The following is a 24,347-nucleotide window of genomic DNA, read 5'->3' as shown; positions in this document are numbered from 1 at the left end:
CGATTTCAATTAGTATTTTCTCAAACTGATCTCCATCATAAACGTGTATAGCAAAGTCGCTATGATCAAGGACGTTTTCATCTTCACCGTAAGGAACCCAATGGCCAAACCCATCATCACCCTAAATGGACTCAAGATCGTCATCATGCTGGGCATGTTGGTTATCATCCTTACCGGCATCCGTTTTGCCGCCGACATTATCGTCCCCTTTATCTTAGCGCTATTCCTTGCGGTGGTGATCAATCCGCTGGTCCAGTTGATGGTACGCTGTCGGGTGCCGCGAGTGCTGGCGATTTCGCTACTGGTGGGCGCTATCGTGCTACTGGCGGTGGTACTGCTGGCGTCGCTTGGCACCTCGCTTAACGAACTGGCGCGCACCCTGCCGCAATACCGCACGTCGCTGGCCGAACCGCTAAAGACGGTCACCCCATGGCTACAGCGCTTTGGTTTTACCGTCTCCGCCATTGAGCTGAATAAGTATATCGATCCCAACGCGGTGATGACCCTGGTTACCAGCTTGTTGACCCAGTTGTCGAATGCGATGTCGTCCATTTTTCTGTTGCTTCTCACCGTAGTATTTATGCTGTTGGAAGTGCCGCAGCTGCCCGCCAAGCTTCAGCAGCTAATGTCGCGGCCGGTTGAGGGAATGGGCGCCATTCAGCGGGCGATAGATAGCGTCTCACATTACCTGGTACTGAAAACCGCGATTAGCCTGGTCACCGGGCTGGTGGTCTGGGGTATGCTGGCGCTGCTGGACGTCCGCTTCGCCTTTATGTGGGGGCTACTGGCCTTTGCGCTGAACTATATTCCCAATATCGGTTCGGTACTGGCGGCCATCCCGCCGATTCTGCAGGTGATGGTATTTGGCGGCCTGTATGAGGCGCTGATCGTCACTGCCGGTTACCTGATTATCAACCTGGTGTTCGGCAATATTCTCGAGCCACGTATCATGGGCCGTGGGCTGGGGCTCTCCACGCTGGTGGTGTTCCTGTCGTTAATATTCTGGGGCTGGCTGCTGGGCCCGGTCGGCATGCTGCTGTCGGTGCCGTTGACCATCATTGTGAAAATCGCCCTTGAGCAAACCAACGGCGGGCAGAGTATTGCCTTCTTACTCAGTGACTTAAGTAAAGAATAATCGGCAATCTGGCTGGCCTATCCGCCAGCCTTCCCTCCTTTCATCTTTTCCGCTTAGACCGTTACTCCTTTTTTATTATTGATCCCCATCACAAATGGGCACATCCAATCATTACTCTAAAGCTAACGATTAGCCGGCGTGCTTAATTGATGCACAGCGCCGCGCATCGCACACTAACTTCCACCAGGACAAACGAAACGATTTGTCGAATCAGGAGGTTAACAATGAATGCTGAACAAACGACGGGACGGGTCTGGAACCGTCGCCGGACGGAAAAACAGCGGCGGCTGGCCGAAACGAAGATTGCCGGCAAAGTCATCCCCACTGACCAACTGGTCAGCGTACTGGAAAATCTGCTCGCCCCTGGCGACCGGGTAGTACTGGAAGGTAACAACCAGAAGCAGGCTGATTTCCTCTCCCGCATGCTCGCCGAGGTTAATCCGCAGAAAATCCACGACCTGCATATGATTATGCCAAGCGTCGGGCGCAGTGAGCATCTGGACCTGTTTGAAAAAGGCATTGCCCGTAAACTGGATTTCTCTTTCTCCGGCACGCAAAGCCTGCGCATCTCGCAGCTGCTGGAAGATGGCCTGCTCGAAATCGGCGCCATCCATACCTATATTGAACTCTACTCCCGCCTGTACGTCGATCTGTCGCCAAACGTCGCGCTGATCGCCGGCTATAAAGCGGACCGTAAAGGCAACCTGTATACCGGACCGAGTACTGAAGATACGCCAGCGCTGGTGGAAGCCGCCGCCTTCCACGACGGCATTGTGATAGCCCAGGTCAACGAACTGGTGGACGACGAATGCGACCTGCCGCGCGTCGATATTCCCGGCTCGTGGATTGATTACGTGGTGGTCGCCGACAAACCGTTCTTCATTGAACCGCTCTTCACCCGCGACCCTCGTCTGATTAAGCAAGAACACATTCTGATGGCGATGATGGCGATCAAAGGCATCTACGCGGAACATCAGGTGCAGTCGCTTAACCACGGCATCGGCTTTAATACCGCCGCCATCGAGCTGTTGCTGCCCACCTACGGCGAACAGCTCGGACTGAAAGGCAAAATCTGTAAACACTGGACGCTGAACCCGCATCCGACCTTAATCCCGGCCATCGAAAGCGGCTGGGTGGAGAGCGTGCACTGCTTCGGCGGCGAACTGGGCATGGAAGAGTATATCCGCGCCCGCCCGGATATCTTCTTTACCGGCCCGGATGGCTCAATGCGTTCCAACCGTGCCTTCTGTCAGCTGGCAGGTCAGTACGCGGTAGATATGTTTATCGGCTCGACCCTGCAGGTTGATGGTCTGGCTAACTCCTCAACCGTCACCCGCGGTCGTCTTTCCGGTTTCGGCGGCGCGCCGAACATGGGCCATGACCCGCACGGTCGCCGCCACGCCACCCCGGCCTGGCTCAATATGATCACCGAACCAGACCCGATGCAGCGCGGTAAAAAACTGGTGGTGCAGATGGTCGAAACCTTCCAGGCCGGCGTAAAACCGACCTTCGTTGAAACGCTCGATGCGGTCGACGTCGCCAAAACCTCCGGCATGCCGCTGGCGCCGGTGATGATTTATGGCGATGACGTGACCCACGTGCTGACCGAAGAGGGTATCGCCTACCTGTACCGCGCGGAGAGCCTTGAAGAGCGCCGGGCGATGGTCGCCGCGGTGGCCGGGATCACCGATATTGGCCTCGGGGTGGACGCCAAACGCGTCGCCGCGCTGCGCCAGAGCGGCAAAGTGGTGTACCCGGAAGATATCGGCATTCGCCGTAGTGATGCCACCCGCTCGCTACTGGCCGCCGGCAGCGTCGCCGAGCTGGTGGAGTGGTCCGACGGACTGTACAACCCACCGGCAAAATTCCGGAGCTGGTAATGAAAAATCTCTCCCCCCTACACGCAGAAAGCCGCGTCAGCTGGCTGGCGCATACCGCCAGCGCGTGTCTGATTGACGAAGCCCGCCTGAGTCCGAAACCGGGTCTGGTCGATAGTCGCGGCAACGGCGCGCATCAGGATCTCAATCTGGACCTGATGGAACGCTCCGCCCGCAGCCTGCAGCCAACCTTTCACGCACTGGCGCAGCAAAGCTGGCAGCGTCCGGCTGATATCGCCCTGCGCGAAACCGTCGGCCGCCTCGGTCGCGAAGGTGAAGCGCAGATGATGATGGCGACAGGTGGAGTTAACACCCACCGCGGCGCCATTTGGGCGCTGGGCCTGCTGGTCAGCGCGGTGGCGATGTTGGGTGGAGAGGGTCAATCACAGGCGATCGCCGGGACCGCCGCCGCCCTTGCCCGCCTGCCTGACGGTTTCGCGCCGAAAAGCTTTAGTAAGGGGCTGCGCGCCAGCCGCCGTTGGCAGGTGCCGGGGGCACGCGAGGAAGCGCAGCGCGGATTTCCGCATGTTACCGCCCTGGCGCTGCCGCAACTGCAACAGAGCCGGGCGCGAGGCGCCAGCGAGCAGCAGGCGCGCCTTGATGCGCTGATGGCCATCATGACCTCGCTGAGCGATACCTGCGTGCTGTCGCGCGCCGGCATGAACGGGCTGCATGCCATGCAGCAAGGCGCCCGCGAGGTTCTGGCGGCGGGCGGTTGCGCCAGCGTCGCCGGTCGCGCCGCGCTGGCGCGCCTTGATGCGCAGATGCTGGCGCAAAACGCCTCGCCGGGTGGCGCGGCCGATCTCCTTGCCGCCACCCTGTTTCTCGACCGGGTTTCCGGCTAACGCATTCAGAGGATGTTATGGAACAGATTACATTGTCATTTCCTGCCAACCGCGCCCTCAGCGGCAAAGCATTGGCAGGAGTCGTAGGTTCAGGCGATATGGAAGTGCTTTATACCGCCGCACAGGGCGCCACGCTCAACGTACAGATCACCACCTCAGTGGATAACAGCCAGGCGCGCTGGCAGGCGCTGTTCGACAGGCTGAACCTGATCAACGGTCTGCCCGCCGGGCAGTTGATTATCCACGACTTCGGCGCCACGCCGGGCGTCGCTCGTATTCGTATTGAACAAGTATTTGAGGAGGCCGCTCATGCGTAACGATCGCAGCTTTATCGAACTGCGCGCTCGCGAACGCGCCCACGCCCTGCTGGACGACGGCAGCTACCGCGAACTGCTGGATCCGTTTGAAGGCATTATGTCGCCGTGGCTCGGCGCGCAGGGCATCGTCCCACAGTCCGACGACGGTATGGTGGTCGCCAAAGGCACGATCAACGGCCAACCTGCGGTGGTGATTGCCATCGAAGGCACCTTCCAGGGCGGCAGTATGGGCGAAGTCTCCGGCGCCAAAATGGCCGCCGCGCTGGAGCTGGCGGCGGAAGATAACCGCAACGGTATCCCGACCCAGGCGGTGCTGTGCCTCGAAACCGGCGGCGTACGTCTGCAGGAGGCCAACCTCGGTCTGGCCGCCATCGCCGATATTCATGCCGCGATTGTCGACCTGCGTCGCTACACCCCGGTGGTCGGCATTATTACCGGTACCGTCGGCTGCTTCGGCGGTATGTCCATCGCCGCGGCGCTGTGCAGCTACCTTATCGTCACCCGTGAAGCCCGTCTCGGCCTCAACGGCCCGCAGGTTATCGAGCAGGAAGCCGGCATTGAAGAGTACGACTCCCGCAACCGTCCGTTTATCTGGAGCATGACCGGCGGCGAAATTCGCACCGCCAGCGGGCTGGTCGACGCGCTGGTTAACGATGGCGTTAACGCCGTTAAAACCGCAATGAATGAGGCGATCGCCAAAGGCGTACCGGCACAGCACCGCAGCGACAACTATGACGATTATCTGCGTCGCTTGAGCCAGTTCGATACTCGCCAGCAGGCGGATACCGCGCAGATTAAACAGCTTTTTGCCCGGGAGGATAAATAATGAGTCAGTTCCCAAACCGCGCCGCGCTGTGGCTGAATAAACTGGCGCCCGACGCGCCGCTGATGAGTGGTCTGTGCCCTTCGGTGCAGGTCGCAGATGGCCAGATTGATGGCGAAAACGTCCGCTTTATCGCCGTGGTGCCTGACGCTAACAACCACTATCCGCGCGCCGCCGGCGGCGAAGTCGGCCTGCTGGAAGGCTGGACGCTGGCGAAAGTGGTCAACGAAACCATCGCCGCCGACGCCGATCTGCCTGTCAAACGGCCGATCGTCGCGGTAATTGATGTCCCGAGCCAGGCCTATGGCCGCCGCGAAGAAGCCTTTGGCATCCACCAGGCCCTGGCCGGGGCGGCAGGCGCCTACGCCAAAGCCCGTCTTGCCGGCCACCCGGTGATTGGCCTGATTGTCGGAAAAGCGATGTCCGGGGCGTTTCTGGCCCACGGCTATCAGGCCAACCGCCTGATCGCCTTTAACGATAGCGGCGTGCTGGTTCACGCGATGGGTAAAGAATCGGCAGCGCGCATTACGCTGCGTACCGTAGAGGCGCTGGAGAAACTGGCGGCGACGATCCCGCCGATGGCCTACGACGTCAGCAACTACGCTACGCTCGGCCTGCTCTCCGCCCTGCTCGATATCAACCATCCGGATGCGCCAGACGAAGGCGATCTGTCACTGGTCAGCCGTGCCCTGCGCGACGCCATCGCTGACGCGCGCACCGATACCTCACTGAAGTGCCGTCTGGGCGCGGAAAACCGCCGCAGCTCGCAACTGGTTCGCGATCGCATGCGCGCCAGCTGGTAAGACGTTCGTACGTAAGTAGTAGAAGAAAACCTGCCGGAAGCAGTCTCCCGGAGCGCGGAATAAACGCTCCGGGAAGGGACGGCTTTTAGAAAAAATAACAATCGCGCCAGTACTCTATTTTATTTACAGGTGATTTATGACTTATGTGATTATTCATGCTCTTGCCCCGATTTTCGTCATTATGCTGCTGGGCTTCTGGGCCGGTAAGGCCGGGATGGTAGATAACAAAAACGTCTCGCTGCTTAATATTTTTGTAATGGATTTTGCCTTACCCGCCACGCTGTTTAGCGCGACGGTACAAACGCCGTGGGCCGGTATCGTCGCCCAGTCGCCGCTGGTGCTGGTGCTGACCGGCGCGATGTGGATCACCTATGCCGCAATCTACTTCCTCGCCACCAGCGTGTTCAAACGCACGCCGCAGGATGCCGCGGTGCTGACCCTCACCGTCGCCCTGCCAAACTATGCCGCGTTAGGTCTGCCGATCCTCGGCAGCGTGCTGGGTGAAGGCGCGTCAACCTCGCTGTCGGTGGCGGTTTCTATCGCCTGCGGCTCGGTACTGATGACCCCGTTCTGCCTGCTGATTCTGGAGCGTGAAAAAGCCCGCGCCGCGGATGAAAACAGCGGTTCTACGCTGGCGATGCTGCCGGTGCTGATGTGGCGTTCAGTGAAAAAACCGATCGTCTGGGGCCCGCTGCTTGGGGTGGTGCTTTCCGCGATCGGTATTAAAATGCCGGACCTGCTGCTGGCGTCAATCAAACCGCTGGGCCTGGCCGCCACCGCCGCCGCGCTGTTCCTCACCGGGGTGATCCTGTCGGCACGTAAACTGCAGCTCAATGCGCTGATCGCTACATCAACCATCGTAAAACTGCTGGTGCAGCCGTTTATTGCCTGGGGTCTGGTGATGTTACTTGGTCTGCACGGTTCTATCGCCATTACCGCGATCCTGATGATTGCGCTGGCCGCCGGCTTCTTCGGCGTGGTCTTCGGCAACCGCTTCGGCGTGCAGTCTCCGGATGCTGAAGCCGTGCTGCTGTTAAGCTCGGTTCTGTGTATCCTGTCGCTACCGCTGTTTATCTCTTTGACTTCAGGACTGTAAACCATGTCATCAACGCCGCGTCCTCACGATTTAGTTTGGTTAAACCACGCCAGCGCCCTGGAAGACATTGCCGAGCCGTGGGTGGCTCAACAGTGGCGAGCCGCGCTGCCGGTGGTGGTGAGGCGCGACGTTGACGGCCAGGCCCGCATCCCGGTTGGGGTGCGGGGCATGAAGCGCGAACAGCGCGCCGCCGGCTGGGTTCAGCCGCGCAATATCGTGCGCAGCGTCACCCCGGAGACGCTTGTCGAGCGCGAAGCATTACTCTGCTCGCCGTTTGTCTCGCAGCCGCCGGTCCAGGCGGCTATCGCCCTCATCTTACACCGCTGGCCCTGGGGCTGGGGCGTCACCGGCAGTACCGGCTACGCGCTGGCAACCGAAATCCCGGTGCTGCATGCGGCAAGCGATCTGGATTTGCTGATCCGCGCGCCGCAGCCGCTGGACCGCGAGGCATTGCTGGAATGGCAGGCCCGGGTGGCCCAACTACCGTGCCGCGCCGATACCCAGATAGAAACACTGTACGGCGCCTTCGCCCTTAATGAGTGGCTGCGCGATGGCCGCGCGCTGCTGAAAACATCCCGCGGCGCGCGCTTAACCGCGACGCCGTGGCACAGGGAGGAATGATGAAGATTATATTTACTTTTCCCGGTCAGGGCGGCCAGCGCCCCGCAATGCTGGCGGCAATCCCCGATCGCGAGGCTATCCTCACCCAGGCGCGCGCCGTGCTGGGGGATGAAGTCGATACCCTCGATAGCGCCGACGCGCTAAAGCATACCCGTGCAGTACAACTCTGTCTGCTGATCGCCGGGGTAGCCTGGGCGCGCGAGCTACAGCGCCAGGGCGTGGATCCGCAGATGGTCAGCGGGCTCTCTATCGGCGCGTTTCCGGCAGCGGTGATTGCCGGCGCGCTCGATTTCGCCAGCGCGCTGCGCCTGGTGGCGCTACGCGGCGATTTAATGGAGCAGGCTTATCCCGAAGGTTACGGGCTGACGGCGATTATGGGGCTGACCCGCCCGCGGGTTGAGGCGCTGATGCAGGGCCACGAGGTTTATCTTGCCAACCTGAACGCCGAAACGCAAATCGTGATCGCCGGGCGCGATGACGCCATGGCCGAGGTGGCGCAGCTGGCGCTGCAGGCTGGCGCCAGTAAAGCCCAACGGCTGGCGGTCAGCGTGCCGTCGCACTGCGCGCTGTTGGATAAACCTGCCGCAGCCCTGGCAAAAGCCTTTGCCGACGTCACCTTAACGCGCCCTCAGCGCGCCTATTTAAGCGGCTCGACGGCGCGCGTGCTGTGGGATCCGCAGCGGATCGCCGACGATCTGGCGATGAACATGGCGCGCACCGTGCATTGGCAGGAGGCGATGATCGCCGCTGATGAACGCGACGCAAGGCTGGCAATCGAGATGCCGCCCGGCGGCGTGCTCACCTGCCTGACCCGCCAGGCGGGCTGGCGCGGCGAGACAATTTCGCTGGAGCGCAGCGGCGTAGACGTCGCCCGCCATCTGGCGCAGCGGCTTAGCGATTAATACTGCGGGCGTACATGCGCCCTTCCGCCGCCAGCGCCAGCAGGTCGGCATCGCGCTCGCGATGATGTGAATAGACGATAGAGATCAGCTGGCGCATCTGATAGGGTTCCGCCAGCTTTAACAGCTGCACATCGTTTTCGTAAACCTTCTTCATGCGCCCCGGCAGCAGCGCAAACCCGACGCCCGCCTGCACCAGGCTTATCATCGAAAAGATATCATTCACCCTGGTCACGATTTCCGGCTCAAAACCGGCTACATGAAAGGCCTCCTGAAATCCGGCATACGTCGCAAACCCTTCCGCCAGCGAGACAAATTTACGATCGGCGTAATCGCGCAGGTCGGCGAGCTGAGTGGTATCCAGCTGTTCCGTCGCCGGCGCGGCGAGGAAGATATCATCTTCAAATAGCGGCACCACGTCGAAAGCCGAATTATTGTACTCGCCTTCATTGGTGGCGATTAAGATAGCGTCAAGGGCATCGTCTTCCAGCATATCCAGCAGCATCTGATTGGAGCCCATCGTCAGATCCAGTTCAAGCTCCGGGCGACGCAGCTTCATCCCCATGATGATGCGCGGAACGGTTTCCAGCGTCAGCGAATAGAGGGTACCGATGCGCAACCGTCCCTGACCGACGCCGGCGACTTTACGCGTCGCCTCAAGCCCGCGGCTCATCAGACTCATCACATCCTGGCAGTACTCGAGCAGCGTCCATGCCGCCTGCAGCGGCAGCAGGTTGCGCCCTTTGTGAACAAACAGCGGGCAGCCGACTCCCTCTTCGAGCGTATGCAGCGCGCGGTGAACGCTAACGCTGCTGAGCTTCATGGCTTCGGCGGTTCTGGCGATATTGCCCTTCGCCATAAACATCATAAAGACCGATAGCTTGCGGAAGGTGATCTCCTGGTTGATATCGTCTTTCATAACCCTTCCACACCCCTGGTTTAATTTTCTTATTTCAATTCAAACCAGTATATCTTTTATGAGGCCAAAGTTGCAGGCAGCGCGCGGCCTCAGCCGGTAAAAAACGCAAAAAGGGAAGACCATGGTCTTCCCTTTTGTTCACTGCCTGGATGCGTCGTTACAGCGCCATATCGTGCTGCGGCGAGGCCTCGCGCGGCGTCTCTGCCGGTTTGGCGGTCGCGGTCGGCGCCGTCTCTGGCATCTGAATGACCGGAGGCTTGGTCAGTTGCAGCGCCGCGGCGGTGTCATCCCAAACCTGCTGGGTCAGGGCCACGTTGCCGTTTAACTTCTCGCCGTAGCTCGGCACGATAGCGCGAATGCGGCTCTGCCATTCCGGCGAGTTAAACTGCTGCGGGAACATCTGCTTGAGAACGTTCAGGGTGATCGGCGCGGCGGTGGAAGCACCTGGCGATGCGCCGAGCAGCGCAGAAATCGTTTTCTGCTGATCGACCACCACTTCGGTACCGAGCTTCAGCACGCCGCCCTTCTCCGCGTCTTTTTTGATGATCTGCACGCGCTGACCGGCCTGAATCAGTTTCCAGTCTTCTTTACGCGCGTTCGGGTAGTACTCTTTCAGCGCCGCAAAGCGGTCATCATCGTTGAGCATAACCTGGCTAATCAGGTACTTCACCAGATCGAAGTTGTCGAGGCCAACGTGGGTCATCGGCAGTACGTTGCTGGTGGTGGTGGTACTCAGCAGATCGAAGAACGAGCCGTTTTTCAGGAACTTGGTGGAGAAGGTGGCGAATGGCCCGAACAGCACCACGCGCTTACCATCGAGGTAACGAGCATCCAGGTGCGGTACCGACATCGGCGGCGCGCCAACTGAAGCCTGACCATAAACTTTCTGCTGGTGCAGTTTAGTCAGCTCCGGGTTCTCGGTCATCAGGAATGAGCCGCCTACCGGGAAGCCCGCATAGTTGTCCGCTTCCGGAATACCGGTTTTCTGCAGCAGCTTCAACGCGCCGCCGCCGGCGCCGATGAAGACATATTTGGCGTCGATAGCCTGCTCTTCACCGCTCTGCACGTTCTTAATCGTCACGTGCCAGGAGTTGTCGGCATTGCGTTTAAAATCGGTGACTTCAGAAGAGGTCTGCAGCGAGAAGTTGCTGCTCTTTTTCAGGCTACCGATCAGCTGACGGGTAATTTCACCGTAGTTCACATCGGTACCGACCGGCGTCCAGGTCGCGGCCACTTTTTGCTGCGGATCGCGTCCTTCCATCACCAACGGCGCCCACTGTTTAATTTGCGCGTGATCGGTGGAGAATTTCATTCCCTGGAATAAGGTGGTCTGCTGCAGCGCGTTATAACGCTTTTGCAGATAATCCACATTATCGCCCCACACGAAACTCATATGCGGCGTGGAATTAATAAACGAGTGCGGGTCGTGCAAAATACCGCGTTTGACCTGCGCCGACCAGAACTGGCGCGAAATCATAAACTGTTCGTTGATATCCAGCGCTTTGCTGACATCAATAGAACCGTCTGCACGCTGCGGCGTGTAGTTCAGTTCCATATTCGCCGAGTGACCGGTACCGGCGTTATTCCAGCCGTTGGAGGACTCCAGCGCGACGCCGTCGAGTTTCTCCACCATCACCTGTTTCCACTCCGGCTGCAACTCCTGCAGCCAGGTGCCCAGCGAGGCGCTCATGATGCCGCCGCCGATCAGCAGAAAGTCAGTTTTTTTCGAGGTATCGCCATTTGCGTAGGTCGCCGTACTGACGAACATCGCTAATGCGGTCATAGATATAATCGTTTTTTTAATTGCAGGCATAATAGAAATATCGCGTAGCAAAAGTGTAATAAGAGCCATCATATTAACGCACTTTTACTTTATTTTAAAATATCATTTACACTTCGATATTTTAATTAAACAGTTTTTTAACTTAAAAAAGCAGCTTATTTATTTCGCTGGCAGTTATTGTGAAAAATAGCGACGGAAAATCAGGATGATTGGGGCGATAAGAAATATAGCGCCGGTTTATTTAGTTATTTAACAAACCGGCGCGGCGAGGAGATTAATTAACGTTACTGAGCGTTTTCTCTTGCGCTTCAGCCAGGGCGACACGCAAATGGTTGTTGTTTTCGCTGAGCAGATCCCGCGCCTGCCAGGCATCGAGCCCCGTCATTAGCATCAGAATCGCCGTCCGACAATGCTGATTGCAACTGGCCAACGCGGCTTTAGCTTGCGCGCGCGTACACTCTGCGGCGGCCATCACCATGGCGATTTGCCGCTCCTCCCAGCGCGGGCTGGTTGCCTGTAGATCAACGCGCAGGTTGCCGAACACTTTGCCGCTGCGTACCGCAAGGCCGGTGGTTAACAGGGTGAGGATCTGCCGCTGCGCCAGTTGCGCTTTCGGATTGCCATAACCCGCCACCGCTTCCGGCCCGGTCTGCGGCGCAATCATAATATCCGCCAGCTGCGCGGCTTCGCTATCAGGCTGCTGCGTCAGGATCGCAATCGGCGTCCCCAGCGACCAGGCGTGACGCATGGCTCCCCACACCCACGGCGTTTTGCCGCTGACGGTGAGCGCCAGCAGCATATCGTTAGCGCTCAGGGACAATAGCTGCATATCCCGTAAGCCCGCGTCATAATCGTTAGCCGCCCGCTCGGCGGCCTGCAGCGCGCTCCCTTCGCCACCGGCGATCATCGCCACCAGTGAGTGATTGGCTTCAGGGGAATAGTCATTAACCGTTTGCAACGCCGCCTGCCCGGATGCCCCGGCGCCAACGATCACCAGCCGTCCTCCCCGGCTCAGGGTCGCCGCGGCGTTATCCACCAGCCGGGTAATCTGCGGCAGGCAGGCATCGATGGCAACGGCTATCTGTTTGTTATCCTGCTGCAGCAGGGTCAGCATATCGAGGGTGGCGAGCGTATCGATATGGCGCGTTTGCGGGTGGCGTCGTTCCAGCATTGATGCGGTTGGCTTACTGCTCATAAAACCTCCATTTAAAACCGAACTCACTGCGGCGAAATCAATAGCGGTGACATATCCATTCATTCATCACGGCTATTTGATTGATGCAGCCAGTGTAAAGCCTTCATTCACGGCTTTACCGCCACGGAGGTCACAGTTTGTTCACCCGACACCTAATCGCAGCGCGATTGCGCGTTATCCGAGCATGAGGGCTACGCATGTCAGGCAACGGATACCCGGTACGCCGGTTTTACTGTTATTACACGGCTTTATGAAAGCCGCCCTATCGGCGATAATGATCGTTCAACGAATCGATCGGGGTTGTCATGAAGGAAGCCGAGCTACAGCCGCCCGCCCGCAAGCGCGCCCGCAGCCTGAAATTAAGTACCGCCGTCACGCTGATGATTGGCAGCGTTATCGGCGCGGTGCTGCTGCTGGTCTACGCGCTATGGTTTATGCAAATCAGTAACGCCACTCGCGACGGCTTAAAAGAGACGGCGCTGGCGGTGGCGCGCACCATGGCCGATATGCCGCAGGTGAAGCGCGGTCTCGGCGAGCCGCCGCAGAGCAATATTATTCAGCCGCTGGCGCAGTCCATTACCCGGCGTAACGACCTGCTTTACGCGATTGTGACCGACATGCGCGGCATTCGCTATTCGCATCCGGATAGCGCCATCATCGGTAAACCCTTTATCGGCGAGGATATCCGCCCGACCCTCGCCGGGCGGGAAAACGTGGCGATTAACCACGGCGTACTGGCGCCGGCGCTGCGCGTGTTTACCCCGGTATTCAATGAACAGCATCAGCAGATAGGCGTGGTAGTGGTAGGTATTTCGCTGAGTAAAGTCGACGAACAGATCGCCAATAGCCGCTGGGACGTTCTGCTGACCATTCTGGTCAGCGCGCTGGTCTGCGCTATCGGCACCTGGACCCTGGTGCGCGGCTTAAAACGTATTCTGCTGGGGCTGGAGCCGCAGGATATCTCCACCCAGTTCCAGCAGCGACAAGCGATGCTGCACTCGCTGAAAGAAGGCGTGATCGCCGTGGATAGCAGCGGCCAGGTCACGCTGATTAACCCGGCCGCCCGCGGCATGTTACTTAGCGGGCCGGATAAAAGCATCGATCGCACCCCGCTGCTTGCGGACCTGCAGGAAGTTCTGCGTAGCGGCGAGCCTATCTATGACCGAGCGCTCGGCTGTAATGGCTTATTGCTGATCAGCAATACCGTCCCGGTGCGCAGCCAGAACGCCATCGTCGGCGCGATCAGCACCTTCCGCGATAAGACCGAGATGAGTCAACTGGTGCAGCGGCTGGACGGCATGATGAGCTACGTCGATGCCCTGCGCACCACTTCGCACGAGTTTATGAACAAGCTGCACGTGATCCTCGGCCTGCTGAATATGAAAAGCTATGACAAGTTGGAAGAATATGTGCTGCAAACCGCCCATGCCTATCAGGCCGATATCGGCGAAATTCAGCACCGGATAAAATCGCCGGTGGTCGCCGGCTTCCTGATTGGTAAAATCCAGCGCGCCAAAGAGCGAGGCTTCACGTTGAACCTCGCCGAAGAGAGCCTGGTGCCGGATTGCCCAAATGAAAAACAGGTCACCGTGCTGGTGACGGTGTTGGGCAATCTGATTGAAAATGCGCTGGACGCGATGAGCAGCCAGGAGGAAGGCGAAGTGAGCCTGCTATTGCACTATCAGGATGGCTGGTTAAGCGGCGAAGTGAGCGACGACGGCCCGGGGATCCCGGCGGCCAATATCGACGCCATCTTTAATAAGGGCTTCTCCACCAAAGGCGAAAATCGCGGCGTCGGCCTGTTTCTCGCCAACCAGCAGCTCCACGAACTCGGCGGCACGTTGTCCGTCGAGTCCGAGCCTGGCGTATTTACCCAATTTTTTGTTCACCTGCCCTGGGATAGTAAAAGGAAAAAAGCGTGATAAATGTATTAATTGTTGACGACGATGCGATGGTTGCCGAGCTGAACCGCCTGTACGTGGCGCGCATCCCCGGTTTCAGCTGCTGCGGCACCGCGTCGACGCTCGGCAAAGCCCAGGAGATGATTAATGACCCGCAGATGGCGATCGATTTGGTGCTGCTGGACGTTTACATGCAGCAGGATAACGGCCTCGATCTGCTGCCGACCATTCGCGCCAGCGGACGCGCCATCGACGTGATTATGATAACTTCCGCCGCCGATGCCGCCACCGTCCAAACCGCTATGCACTATGGCGTGGTGGATTATCTGATTAAGCCCTTCCAGTTCCCGCGCTTTGAAGAAGCGCTGACCGCATGGCGTGAAAAACGCAAACTGATGACCGGCCAGCCCTATTACGAGCAGGCGGATGTCGATCGTCTGTTGCACGGCGGCACGCCGGAAGCGGCTGACGCGCGTAAGCTACCGAAAGGCTTAACGGCGCAAACTCTACGCACGCTGTGCCAGTGGATTGATAGCCACCCTGATGTGGAATTCTCTACCGATGAGCTGGCGGCGGCGGTGAATATCTCGCGCGTCTCATGCCGCAAGTATCTGATCTGGCTCGCGCAGATCAATATTCTCTATACCACCATCCATTACGGCGCGACCGGCCGACCGGTGTATCGCTACCGGCTGGTCGCCGAGCAGTATGGCCTGCTCAAGCAGTACAGTCAGTAATCTGGTAGCCGCTGTCGAGCAGTTGAAAGCGGATGCGCTGCGGTGACGACAGAATTACGTCGCGGTTTTTGGTGACAAAAATCGCTTCAATGTCGTCCCGCTGGCGCAACGCCGCGCAGCCCTTCTCCACGCCAAGGCCATACAGCAGCGTGGTCCAGATATCTCCGTCCAGTGAATCCGCGGAAATAACCGTTACGCTGTCGAGTTCGTTATCCAGCGGATAGCCGCTGCGCGGATCGAGGATATGGTGCCAGCGTTTGCCATCCTGCTCGAAATAGCGTTCATAGGTGCCTGAAGTGACAACCGACTGCCCGCTAACGGCAATCGAGCCGATAAGTTCCTGCGCCGCGGCAAAGGGTTTTTTCAGCCCAATCGCCCATTCCCCTAACGTATGTACATTGCCGCCGAGATTAATCAGCGCCTGTTCGATCCCCTGCTGGCCCAGGTAATCGCGTACCCGGTCGGCGATATATCCTTTGGCGATTGCGCCAAGGTCGATTTCCATTCCGGCCTGCGCCAGCCACACGCTCTGCTTTTCGTCATCGAGAATGACATCCTGCGGGCGGGTTAACGGCAGCCGGGCCGCTATATCCGCCGCCGACGGCACGCGATGCCCCTGAAAGCCAATGCGCCACAGTTTAACCAGCGGGCCGATAGCCAGATTAAAGGCGCTGTCGCGCACCATACTGGCGGATTTAGCGCACTTAATCAGCTGATACACCGGACGGCTAACGGTAACGGGATGACGCCCGGCGGCATGGTTGATATCCATCACCTGCGACTGCGCCCGGTTCACGGTGAGCAGATCTTCGTAGCGTTTAATTAACTGAAATACGCGGGAGGCCAGCGCCTCATCGTGGGAATAGAGTTTGAGCAGGATGGGCGAACCCATCAGCACGGCGGAGTAGCTATAGACGCGGTTATCGGACATCGGGCTCTCCTTAGAAGGGATAAACCGGGCGGCTAAGCCAGCCCGGCATCAGCAATTACCTATTATCCTCTGGCACGTTTCGCCGCCTGATGGCCCGCGAGGGTACCGAAGATGATGATATCCGCGACCGCGTTACCGCCGATGCGGTTACCGCCATGGATACCGCCAACCACTTCACCCGCGGCGTAGGCGCCGCGAATCGGCTGCTGCGCCACATTCAGCACTTCGCCATCGGTATTAATGGTCACGCCGCCCATAGTGTGGTGCACCCCTGGGGCAATACGAATGGCGTGGAACGGGCCTTCGTTAATCGGCGCGCGCAGCGCGGTTGTGCGGCCAAACGCTTCATCGTGCTGTTTTTCCACCGCGCCGTTGTAGCATTCCAGGGTAGCGAGGAACGCATGGTAATCCATCCCCAGCTTCTCCGCCAGTTCACGCGGCGAGCTGGCGCTGGTGACGAAGCCTTTGGCGATATACTCGTCGGCGGCTTTGTTCTTCGCCCGCACATGCTCGTCGAAAACGATGTAAGCATAGTGTTCCGGCAGCGCGATAATCGCCGCAGACACTTTATCGCGGGTCTCCATCTCGTTGAAGAAGCGGTTCCCCTGCTGGTTAACGAGAATAGCGCCGCCGCCGCGAATCGATTCGGAAATCAGGTACGAGGTCTGCTGCTCGACGGTCGGGTGAATTTGAATTTCGCCCATGTCCACGGTGCCGGCGCCAATGCGCTCCAGCAGCGCAATACCGCTACCGGTCGCCCCTTTATGGTTGGTGGTCACGAAGCCTTCGAGGTCAGGACGATATTTCACCACCATCGCGCTGTTGGCGCTGAAGCCGCCGGTTGCCACGATGATGCTTTTGGTCTGCACGTCGATGATCTCTTGTTCATCGTTGATAAGACGCACGCCGCTCACTTCGTCGTGGCGCATCAGGATCTCTTCTACCGAGGTATCCAGCTGTACATCGATACCGCGTTTGGTGATATTACGCACCAGACCGCTAATCAGGTAGCCGCCAACCGCCGATCCATCGCGCGGACGGTGGGTACGGTCGATACTCATCCCGCCGGTAGTGGTGATATCGTTAAGCATAATCCCACGGTCCGCCAACCATTCAATGGCTTGCGGCGCGTTTTCAACGAAACGGCGCAGCAGCTGCGGGTTGTTTTTGTTGTGGCCGCCCTTCAGGGTTTCCTGATAGAACAACTCTTTACTGTCCTGAATACCTTTGACGCGCTGGAAGCGGGTTTCCGCGGCGTTCATCCCGGCGGAAGCTTTGATGGTGTTGCCGCCAATAGTCGGCATTTTTTCGACGATCAGCACGCTGGCGCCTTCGTCGTGGGCCTGAATCGCCGCAGCCAGACCGGCGCCGCCGCTCCCCACCACCACCACGTCATAGCTTTTCGGCGCGGCATCGTTGCCGCCCTCTTCCGCAGCCAGCGCTTTGCTGGATTTCAGCATCGCTTTGGACACGGCTTTTTTCACCGCTTCGCTCTGGCTGGTCGCGCCGGAGATAGCGTCGACGTGCGGCGTGTTGGCGGTCAGAATACGTTCGCGGATCTCTTCGAAGCTGGTGGTAAATTCAACGCTCTGTACTGGACTTGCGGCCAGTTCAATATCCGCAATGCGATCGTTTTCGAGGCTGACGTTAATGACCAGTTCGTTGGCATCGTCCTGAACGGTTTCGACAAACATCCCCGGTTTAAATTTCGCGTCGCCCATGCTCATGTCGCGGATCATCGCCTCAACCAGCGAGAAACGCCACAGCGGTTCCGGAATATGCAGCGCCTCGCGCTGGGTGCTGTCGATAAAGAGTTCCAGCTCTTCGCCGGCGGCGATACGTGAAGCCCAGTCCAGATAGGCGATGCAGGCGCGGCCGACGGCCATCAGATCATAACCGTGATCGAGGCCCTGTTCGGCATCAGCGGCGTTAACCACCCCGCCGACGCCCATCACCGGCACCTGCGCCAGCGTTTCAGAACGCATGGCGCAGTATTTTTCAATCAGCGGCGTCGGATCGCTGGTATCTACGATAGACGGGCGCAGCGTCGCGCCAACCGAGAAGTGCAGGTAATCGACGCCGCGGGCGGCCAGTTTCTCCAGCAGATACATGGTGTCATCGAAGCGGATCCCCGGGACTTCCATCTCTTCCGGCGAGAAGCGATAGCCGATAATAAAGGCATCGTCAGCGTACTGGCGGGCCATTTTATGCGTGATGTCCAGCACCGCCAGTGGGAATCTGGCACGGTTGTCGCGGCTGCCGCCCCACTCATCGTCACGCTGGTTGGAGTTCGGCGAATAGAACTGTTGAATAAGATAGGTGTTGGCGCCATGGATTTCGACGCCGTCGAAACCGGCGAGAATGGCGCGGCGTACGCCGTCGCCAAATTTGGCAATCATGCCTTCGACTTCTTCACCACTGAGGGCGCGCGGCATGGCGGCGCCGTCGCGCGGCGCGGCAATGGCGCTCGGCGCCACCGGCTGGCGACCACCAATCAACTGTGGGTCAACCATGCGGCCGCCGTGGTAAATCTGCAGAATCGCTTTCGAGCCTTCCGCTTTTATCGCTTCGGCGATTTTCGCCAGCCCGGCGATTTTTTCATCGTTATCAATGCCAATAGCGCCCGGGAAGGCCAGACCATAATCATCAATAAAGCAGCATTCAACGATGATAGTCCCGATGCTGCCGGCGCGGGCGCGATAGTATTCAACGAGCTCGCTGGTGACGGTACCATCGAAATAACCGGTGCAGGTGGTCATTGGCGCCATTAGCAAACGGTTTTTCAGTTCAGTCCCATTCGGTAAAGTAAATGGCTGCAGAATTCGTTCGTTACTGGTCATATTAATACTCCAGATTTTAAATATTGAAATTCAGAATTGGGTGACGGAAATTTTATTGATTGTTTATTTTCATTCCTGTTGTCATGCCAATAATATAGCGCGTTTTTTAGTTACCAAATTAATTACGTTAGTTAAAAAACTATTTAATACCTGCAATAACAGCAATACCTCTATTGTATTATTAAATTTATATATCGCATTTACATAATACAAATGAATGATAACATTTCGGTCACTTTTGTTAACCTATCAAAAGCACAAAAAGGTAAATAAAACTCATATATATCAACCAGTTAAAATAAACACTCACTATATAAAGCGTTATAACCCTCTCGATCATTTAACAATTTCCGTTTCTTTATGATAATAACCACATCATCATATGTGGTTATTGCCAAACGAAAAAAAGATCCAGATCACCTGTTTTTTTTGATCTCGATCAATTGCAATGCAACGTGAAAGCGCAATATATAAATACCCAATGAATTTAATTTAACGCCGCGAAAAACGCGTTAAATAACCGTTTAAGCAATAAGCAATCTCGACCATTAATAATTAAAGAAACTTTCGCAACTAAAAAAATCGAGTGTTGTAAGCGAAGACGGAACCGTATTTTCAACTACTAGCAGATACTCATTATGAAAGAGAAAAAGACAACCATACCGCCTGCCGGTGCCGCGTCTAACGCGGCGTATAAACGTCTGATCATGATGGCGTTGCCCATTATCGTCGCCGTACTGCTGCTGTTCGTCCCGGTGCCTGACGGCTTACCGCCATTCGCCTGGCACTATTTTGCTATCTTCGTCGGCGTTATCGTCGGCCTTATCTTCGAACCGCTGCCGGGCGCCGTTATCGGTATCACCGGGGTGGTGGTGATTGCTTTATGTAGCCAGTGGCTGCTGTTCAGTCCGGAACAGATGGCGGCGCCGAGCTTTAAGCTGGCCGGCGCGTCATTTAAATGGGCGGTGAGCGGCTTTGGCAACTCTACCGTGTGGCTGATCTTCGGCGCGTTCATGTTCGCCGCCGGCTATGACAAAACCCAGTTCGGCCGCCGTCTGGCGCTGATTCTGGTAAAATATCTTGGCCGCCGCAGCCTGACGCTGGGCTACGCCATTACCTTCGCTGACCTGCTGCTGGCGCCGTTTACCCCGTCCAACACCGCACGTAGCGGCGGGACCATCTACCCGATTATCGCTAACCTGCCGCCGCTGTACGGTTCTAAACCTAACGATCCGAGCGCACGCCGTATTGGCTCTTATCTGATGTGGGTAGCCATTACCGCCGCCTGTATCACCAGTTCCATGTTCCTGTCGGCGCTGGCGCCGAACCTGCTGGCGCTGGCGCTGGTAAAAAGCATCGTCGGTATCAACATCTCCTGGGGTACCTGGTTTATCGCCTTCCTGCCGCTGGGTATCCTGCTGATTCTGGCCATGCCGCTGCTGGCGTACTGGTTCTATCCACCAGAAGTAAAAATCAATAACGAAGTACCGCTGTGGGCCGCTCGTGAACTGGAAAAACTGGGCAAACTGTCGCGCAATGAAATCCTGCTGCTGGTGTTTGTTTGCTTCGCACTGATGATGTGGATCTTCGCCGCCGACTGGATTGAACCGGCGCTGGCTGCCCTGCTGGTTATCGTGCTGATGCTGTGGACCGGCGTGCTGTCCTGGAGCGATATCACCAACAACAAAGCGGCATGGAATACCTTTGTCTGGTTCGCCACGCTGGTCGCGCTGGCTGACGGTCTCTCCTCCACTGGCTTCATCGCCTGGTTGGGTAAAGAAGGCGGCGCGCTGATGAGCGGTATTTCTCCGGGCGTTGCGACCATCGTCCTGCTGCTGGCGTTCTATCTGCTGCACTACCTGTTCGCCAGCACCACCGCGCACACTACCGCGCTGCTGCCGGCCATGCTGACCATCGCTTCGACTATCCCGGGCATGAATATGCAAGTCTTCGTCCTGCTGATGGTGACCTCGCTGGGCGTGATGGGCATCATCACCCCGTACGGTACCGGTCCGAGCCCGATTTACTACGGCAGCGGCTACCTGCCAACCAAAGACTACTGGCGCCTCGGCACCATCTTCGGCGCCATCTTCCTGGCCGCCCTGCTGCTGATTGGCTATCCGTGGATGTCCATGATGTTCTGATTCATAACCGCCGGGTCTTCCCCCGGCGGTTTTTATCTTTATGGAGTATGTGAATATGTCGACGAAACCCTTTGTTTATCAAGACCCGTTCCCGATGGCGCATGACGATACCGAATACTATTTGCTCAGCAAAGAGCACGTCTCCGTCGCCGAATTCGCGGGCCAGGAAGTATTGCAGGTTGAACCGCAGGCGTTAACTCTGCTGGCGCAGCAGGCCTTCCACGATGCCGCTTTTATGCTGCGCGTCTCGCATCAGCAGCAGGTCGCGGCCATTCTGCTCGACCCGCAGGCCAGCGAAAACGACAAATACGTCGCGCTGCAGTTCCTGCGTAATTCCGAAATCGCCGCCAAAGGTGTGCTGCCCACCTGCCAGGATACCGGCACCGCCATCATCATGGGTAAAAAAGGCCAGCGCGTTTGGACGGGCGGCGGCGATGAAGCCGCGCTGGCGCAGGGCGTCTATAACACCTATACCGAAGACAACCTGCGTTACTCGCAGAATGCGCCGCTGGATATGTATAAAGAGGTCAACACCGGCACCAACCTGCCGGCGCAGATCGATCTCTACAGCGTCGACGGCGACGAATATAAATTCCTGTGCATGGCGAAAGGCGGCGGTTCCGCCAACAAAACCTATCTGTACCAGGAAACCAAAGCGTTAATCACCCCGGCGAAGCTGAAAAACTACCTCGTCGAGAAGATGCGTACCCTCGGTACCGCGGCCTGCCCGCCCTACCACATCGCCTTTGTGATTGGCGGCACCTCAGCGGAAGCGACGCTGAAGACCGTTAAGCTGGCTTCCGCCCGCTACTATGACGACCTGCCGACCGCGGGTAACGAGCACGGTCAGGCGTTCCGCGATGTGCAGCTGGAGCAAGAGCTGCTGCAGGAAGCGCAAAATCTCGGCCTCGGCGCGCAGTTTGGCGGGAAATATTTTGCCCACGATATCCGCGTTATCCGTCTGCCGCGCCACGGCGCGTCCTGTCCTATCGGTATGGGCGTCTCCTGCTCCGCCGACCGCAACATCAAAGCTAAAATCAACCGCGACGGCATCTGGATCGAAAAACTGGAGAGCAACCCGGGGAAATATATCCCTGAACACCTGCGCCAACAGGGTGAAGGCAATGTGGTTAGCATCAACCTGAATCAGTCGATGAGCGAGATCCTGACGCAGCTGTCGGCGCACCCGGTCTCAACGCGTCTGAGCCTTAACGGCACCATTATCGTGGCCCGCGACATTGCCCACGCTAAGCTGAAAGAGCTTATCGATAACGGCGAAGCGCTGCCGCAGTACGTGAAAGATCACCCGATCTACTACGCCGGCCCGGCAAAAACACCCGCCGGTTACGCCTCAGGTTCTCTCGGCCCGACCACCGCAGGACGAATGGATTCCTACGTCGATCTGCTGCAATCGCACGGCGCCAGCATGGTGATGCTGGCCAAAGGTAACCGCAGCCAGCAGGTGACTGACGCCTGCCATAAACACGGCGGTTTCTACCTCGGCAGCATTGGCGGCCCGGCGGCAGTACTCGCCCAGCAGAGCATTAAGAGCCTCGAGTGCGTGGCTTATCCGGAGCTGGGAATGGAAGCTATCTGGAAAATCGAAGTGGAAGATTTCCCGGCCTTTATTCTCGTTGATGATAAAGGTAACGACTTCTTCCAGCAGATCCAAAATCAGCAGTGCGCCGGTTGTAAACAACACGGCTAATCCCCTCCGCGCCCGGCGGCTCATCGTCGGGCGTATTCTCCCCCTTAATTCTTGAATTCACCCGACGCTGAACTATGCTCAATCCAGCAGCCGCTCAGAGTTTGACCGGCTGAAAAATAACAATAATTCCTCTTTTCTGGTGTCGCATATGAACAGGATTCAGGCGTTGTTAACGGCGTGCTTTCTGCTATGGCTGGCCTTCCCGCTTTCCGCGGCAGAACCTCGTCAGCAGCCCACCGCTCGCGAGCAGGCGCGAACCGTCGCTATTTTCCATCAACCGATCGTCATGCTACAGGCTACATTCGGCCAGACCACGCCGGAAGAACGGGTTCTGCGCATCCGCAATACGCTACGCGCCTTCACCGAAGCCGACATCAGCCAGCCGCTACAGGTGGTGCCAGTCACCCGCTACAACCAGCCGGGGCGGCTGTTTCTGATGAATGGCAAACCTATTATGTTGCTAAGCCAGGCTGACCTCGATGAAGGCGACGATCTGACGTTGGATCAGGCGGCGCAGCGCGTTCTTGCCCGTATGGAAGCGCAAAGGACGTCGCTGCGCGAACAGTACAATACCCGCTATTTGTTGCTGGCGGCGCTGAAATCCGCCGCCGGCGCGTTGCTCCTCGCCCTGGCCTGCTATTTCGCTTTTCGCTCATGGCGGCGAGTGCGCCGTTTTTTCCATCTACGGATCCTCGAAAAACGCAGCATGATCCCACATAGCTGGCGGCGGTTTCTCGGTAACGTCGAGAGCCGGTTATACGCGCTGCTGTTAGTACTGCTAGGGATACTGGCGGGTTATGTCTGGCTGAGTTGGGTATTCAGCCTGTTTCCGTGGACCCGGGTATGGGGAGAATCGCTCGGTGAGTGGTCAGTAGGGGTAATTCGTGATATTTCGCTGTCCATCGTGTCGGCGCTGCCGGGATTGATGATCGTACTGCTTATCTTTCTGATTACGTGGTTTATCATCCGCCTGCTGAAGGTGGTGTTGGATCAGGTCGCCGCCGGGCGTCTGCAGATCCCCGGTCTGCATCCAGAAACCGTCGGCGCCACGCGAAAGCTTATCGCCGTGGTTATCTGGCTCTTTGCGCTCTCCGCCGCCTATCCTTTCTTGCCTGGCGCAAACTCTCTGGCCTTCAAGGGGATTAGCGTGTTCTTCGGCCTGATGTTGACGCTGGGCTCAGCGGGGGTGATGAATCACGCCATGAGCGGACTGGTGCTGATTTATACCCGTGCGCTGCATAAAGGCGACTGGATCCGCATCGCCGATAACGAAGGCAAGGTCAGCGAGATCGGCATGCTGGCGACCAAAATCCTGACCCGCGAGAACTATATTGTCACCCTGCCGAACGCGGTGGTGGTCAGCGGTAAAATCACCAATCTCAGCGCCAGTGACCCGCAACAGGGAATCAACCTCACCACCGGCGTGACCATTGGTTACGATACGCCGTGGCGGCAGGTACAGGCGATGCTGGAACTGGCGGCCCACCGCGCCCAGGGAGTGGATCATCAGGTGGCGCCGGTGGTTCGCAAACTGGGATTGCTCGATTGGTATACGTCGTATGAACTGCAGGTGCGGCTGTTACCGGAAACGACGCTGCCGGAGGGGCGCAACGCGCTGCACAGCAGCATTATCGATGTGTTTAACGAATTTGGCGTGCAGATTATGTCGCCCAATTTTGTCATGCAACCGAAAGGCGCGGTGGTGGTCGCCAAAGAGGATTGGTATACCGCCCCGGCCGTCGCGCCGCAGGAAGGCGACAGATAACGTCATCC

At 57.8% G+C, this 24,347-nt stretch carries 19 protein-coding genes; 14 read left to right on the top strand and 5 right to left on the bottom strand.

The features are described from left to right. Positions 1-100: 100 nt before the first annotated feature. The 9 genes from EAE_RS18590 to mdcH all read left to right on the top strand — a co-directional run bounded on the left by EAE_RS18590 (position 101) and on the right by mdcH (position 8,419). Complete coding sequence (locus EAE_RS18590; RefSeq protein WP_015366785.1) at positions 101-1,135, top strand: AI-2E family transporter; 1,035 nt, start codon at positions 101-103, stop codon at positions 1,133-1,135. A gap of 224 nt (positions 1,136-1,359) precedes the next feature. Next, the gene (mdcA, locus tag EAE_RS18585) at positions 1,360-3,015 is read left to right on the top strand and encodes a malonate decarboxylase subunit alpha (protein WP_015705280.1); all 1,656 of its coding nucleotides are present in this window, start codon (positions 1,360-1,362) and stop codon (positions 3,013-3,015) included. Then, positions 3,015-3,857, top strand: a complete 843-nt coding sequence (locus tag EAE_RS18580; RefSeq protein WP_004190298.1) for a triphosphoribosyl-dephospho-CoA synthase — start codon at positions 3,015-3,017, stop codon at positions 3,855-3,857. The genes mdcA and EAE_RS18580 overlap by 1 nt, the downstream gene beginning before the upstream one ends. Positions 3,858-3,874: 17 nt before the next feature. Next, the gene (gene mdcC, locus EAE_RS18575) at positions 3,875-4,174 is read left to right on the top strand and encodes a malonate decarboxylase acyl carrier protein (protein ID WP_008805033.1); all 300 of its coding nucleotides are present in this window, start codon (positions 3,875-3,877) and stop codon (positions 4,172-4,174) included. Beyond that, positions 4,167-5,000, top strand: coding sequence for a biotin-independent malonate decarboxylase subunit beta (locus EAE_RS18570; RefSeq protein WP_015705279.1), 834 nt, complete (start codon positions 4,167-4,169; stop codon positions 4,998-5,000). Before mdcC ends, EAE_RS18570 begins: the two co-directional genes overlap by 8 nt. Next, on the top strand, positions 5,000-5,800 hold the full coding sequence (gene mdcE / locus EAE_RS18565) for a biotin-independent malonate decarboxylase subunit gamma (protein ID WP_015705278.1): 801 nt from the start codon (positions 5,000-5,002) through the stop codon (positions 5,798-5,800). The genes EAE_RS18570 and mdcE overlap by 1 nt, the downstream gene beginning before the upstream one ends. 136 nt (positions 5,801-5,936) lie before the next feature. Then, positions 5,937-6,896 carry an AEC family transporter gene (locus EAE_RS18560; RefSeq protein WP_015705277.1) on the top strand — a complete coding sequence of 320 codons (960 nt, stop codon included), beginning with the start codon at positions 5,937-5,939 and terminating at the stop codon, positions 6,894-6,896. A 3-nt stretch (positions 6,897-6,899) separates the two neighbouring features. Next, complete coding sequence (locus EAE_RS18555) at positions 6,900-7,517, top strand: malonate decarboxylase holo-ACP synthase (protein WP_015705276.1); 618 nt, start codon at positions 6,900-6,902, stop codon at positions 7,515-7,517. Then, complete coding sequence (mdcH, locus tag EAE_RS18550) at positions 7,517-8,419, top strand: malonate decarboxylase subunit epsilon (RefSeq protein ID WP_015705275.1); 903 nt, start codon at positions 7,517-7,519, stop codon at positions 8,417-8,419. Before EAE_RS18555 ends, mdcH begins: the two co-directional genes overlap by 1 nt. Here the strand turns inward: mdcH and EAE_RS18545 are convergent. From EAE_RS18545 to EAE_RS18535, 3 genes are all read right to left on the bottom strand, one after another. Continuing rightward, positions 8,409-9,335, bottom strand: a complete 927-nt coding sequence (locus EAE_RS18545) for a LysR family transcriptional regulator (protein WP_015366791.1) — start codon at positions 9,333-9,335, stop codon at positions 8,409-8,411. The genes mdcH and EAE_RS18545 overlap by 11 nt on opposite strands. A 157-nt stretch (positions 9,336-9,492) precedes the next feature. Next, on the bottom strand, positions 9,493-11,148 hold the full coding sequence (gene mqo / locus EAE_RS18540; protein WP_015705274.1) for a malate dehydrogenase (quinone): 1,656 nt from the start codon (positions 11,146-11,148) through the stop codon (positions 9,493-9,495). Between the two features lie 244 nt (positions 11,149-11,392). Beyond that, positions 11,393-12,313: an N-acetylmuramic acid 6-phosphate etherase gene (locus tag EAE_RS18535; protein WP_015705273.1), complete on the bottom strand. Its 921-nt coding sequence runs from the start codon at positions 12,311-12,313 to the stop codon at positions 11,393-11,395. A 305-nt stretch (positions 12,314-12,618) separates the two neighbouring features. On the opposite strand from EAE_RS18535, the gene EAE_RS18530 reads away from it, so the two are divergent. Further along, positions 12,619-14,235 (top strand): sensor histidine kinase, encoded by a 1,617-nt coding sequence (locus EAE_RS18530; RefSeq protein WP_015705272.1) that lies wholly within the window; start codon positions 12,619-12,621, stop codon positions 14,233-14,235. After that, a complete protein-coding gene (gene dcuR, locus EAE_RS18525) occupies positions 14,232-14,951 on the top strand; it encodes a two-component system response regulator DcuR (protein WP_015705271.1) in 720 nt (239 codons plus the stop codon). Before EAE_RS18530 ends, dcuR begins: the two co-directional genes overlap by 4 nt. On the opposite strand, the gene EAE_RS18520 is transcribed toward dcuR, so the two are convergent. Further along, a complete protein-coding gene (locus tag EAE_RS18520; RefSeq protein ID WP_015366796.1) occupies positions 14,932-15,882 on the bottom strand; it encodes an FAD:protein FMN transferase in 951 nt (316 codons plus the stop codon). The two genes, dcuR and EAE_RS18520, sit on opposite strands and share 20 nt — an antisense overlap. Positions 15,883-15,944: 62 nt before the next feature. After that, a complete protein-coding gene (locus EAE_RS18515; RefSeq protein WP_015705270.1) occupies positions 15,945-18,722 on the bottom strand; it encodes a flavocytochrome c in 2,778 nt (925 codons plus the stop codon). A gap of 638 nt (positions 18,723-19,360) precedes the next feature. Here EAE_RS18515 and EAE_RS18510 point away from each other — a divergent pair. The 3 genes from EAE_RS18510 (at position 19,361) to EAE_RS18500 (ending at position 24,339) form a co-directional block, all read left to right on the top strand. After that, positions 19,361-20,866: an anion permease gene (locus EAE_RS18510; RefSeq protein WP_015366800.1), complete on the top strand. Its 1,506-nt coding sequence runs from the start codon at positions 19,361-19,363 to the stop codon at positions 20,864-20,866. A gap of 55 nt (positions 20,867-20,921) precedes the next feature. Continuing rightward, on the top strand, positions 20,922-22,574 hold the full coding sequence (fumA, locus tag EAE_RS18505; protein WP_015705268.1) for a class I fumarate hydratase FumA: 1,653 nt from the start codon (positions 20,922-20,924) through the stop codon (positions 22,572-22,574). 148 nt (positions 22,575-22,722) lie between these two features. After that, complete coding sequence (locus EAE_RS18500) at positions 22,723-24,339, top strand: mechanosensitive ion channel family protein (RefSeq protein WP_047079424.1); 1,617 nt, start codon at positions 22,723-22,725, stop codon at positions 24,337-24,339. Positions 24,340-24,347 lie beyond the last annotated feature (8 nt).

Origin of the sequence: Klebsiella aerogenes KCTC 2190 (assembly GCF_000215745.1) — a bacterium.
GTDB classification, from domain to species: domain Bacteria; phylum Pseudomonadota; class Gammaproteobacteria; order Enterobacterales; family Enterobacteriaceae; genus Klebsiella; species Klebsiella aerogenes.
Note: the sequence above shows the minus strand (reverse complement) of the source record. Positions and strands in the feature narration are given on the sequence as shown.

What these genes read in the sequence shown, in the direction of transcription:
- fumA (WP_015705268.1), top strand. Translation starts at nt 20,922, where the DNA reads ATGTCGACGAAACCCTTTGTTTATCAAGACCCGTTCCCGATGGCGCAT.
- EAE_RS18570 (WP_015705279.1), top strand. Translation starts at nt 4,167, where the DNA reads ATGCGTAACGATCGCAGCTTTATCGAACTGCGCGCTCGCGAACGCGCC.
- EAE_RS18530 (WP_015705272.1), top strand. Translation starts at nt 12,619, where the DNA reads ATGAAGGAAGCCGAGCTACAGCCGCCCGCCCGCAAGCGCGCCCGCAGC.
- EAE_RS18535 (WP_015705273.1), bottom strand. Translation starts at nt 12,313, where the DNA reads ATGAGCAGTAAGCCAACCGCATCAATGCTGGAACGACGCCACCCGCAA.
- EAE_RS18580 (WP_004190298.1), top strand. Translation starts at nt 3,015, where the DNA reads ATGAAAAATCTCTCCCCCCTACACGCAGAAAGCCGCGTCAGCTGGCTG.
- mdcE (WP_015705278.1), top strand. Translation starts at nt 5,000, where the DNA reads ATGAGTCAGTTCCCAAACCGCGCCGCGCTGTGGCTGAATAAACTGGCG.
- EAE_RS18500 (WP_047079424.1), top strand. Translation starts at nt 22,723, where the DNA reads ATGAACAGGATTCAGGCGTTGTTAACGGCGTGCTTTCTGCTATGGCTG.
- mdcH (WP_015705275.1), top strand. Translation starts at nt 7,517, where the DNA reads ATGAAGATTATATTTACTTTTCCCGGTCAGGGCGGCCAGCGCCCCGCA.
- EAE_RS18545 (WP_015366791.1), bottom strand. Translation starts at nt 9,335, where the DNA reads ATGAAAGACGATATCAACCAGGAGATCACCTTCCGCAAGCTATCGGTC.
- EAE_RS18520 (WP_015366796.1), bottom strand. Translation starts at nt 15,882, where the DNA reads ATGTCCGATAACCGCGTCTATAGCTACTCCGCCGTGCTGATGGGTTCG.
- mqo (WP_015705274.1), bottom strand. Translation starts at nt 11,148, where the DNA reads ATGCCTGCAATTAAAAAAACGATTATATCTATGACCGCATTAGCGATG.
- EAE_RS18590 (WP_015366785.1), top strand. Translation starts at nt 101, where the DNA reads ATGGCCAAACCCATCATCACCCTAAATGGACTCAAGATCGTCATCATG.
- mdcA (WP_015705280.1), top strand. Translation starts at nt 1,360, where the DNA reads ATGAATGCTGAACAAACGACGGGACGGGTCTGGAACCGTCGCCGGACG.
- EAE_RS18555 (WP_015705276.1), top strand. Translation starts at nt 6,900, where the DNA reads ATGTCATCAACGCCGCGTCCTCACGATTTAGTTTGGTTAAACCACGCC.
- EAE_RS18560 (WP_015705277.1), top strand. Translation starts at nt 5,937, where the DNA reads ATGACTTATGTGATTATTCATGCTCTTGCCCCGATTTTCGTCATTATG.
- EAE_RS18510 (WP_015366800.1), top strand. Translation starts at nt 19,361, where the DNA reads ATGAAAGAGAAAAAGACAACCATACCGCCTGCCGGTGCCGCGTCTAAC.
- EAE_RS18515 (WP_015705270.1), bottom strand. Translation starts at nt 18,722, where the DNA reads ATGACCAGTAACGAACGAATTCTGCAGCCATTTACTTTACCGAATGGG.
- mdcC (WP_008805033.1), top strand. Translation starts at nt 3,875, where the DNA reads ATGGAACAGATTACATTGTCATTTCCTGCCAACCGCGCCCTCAGCGGC.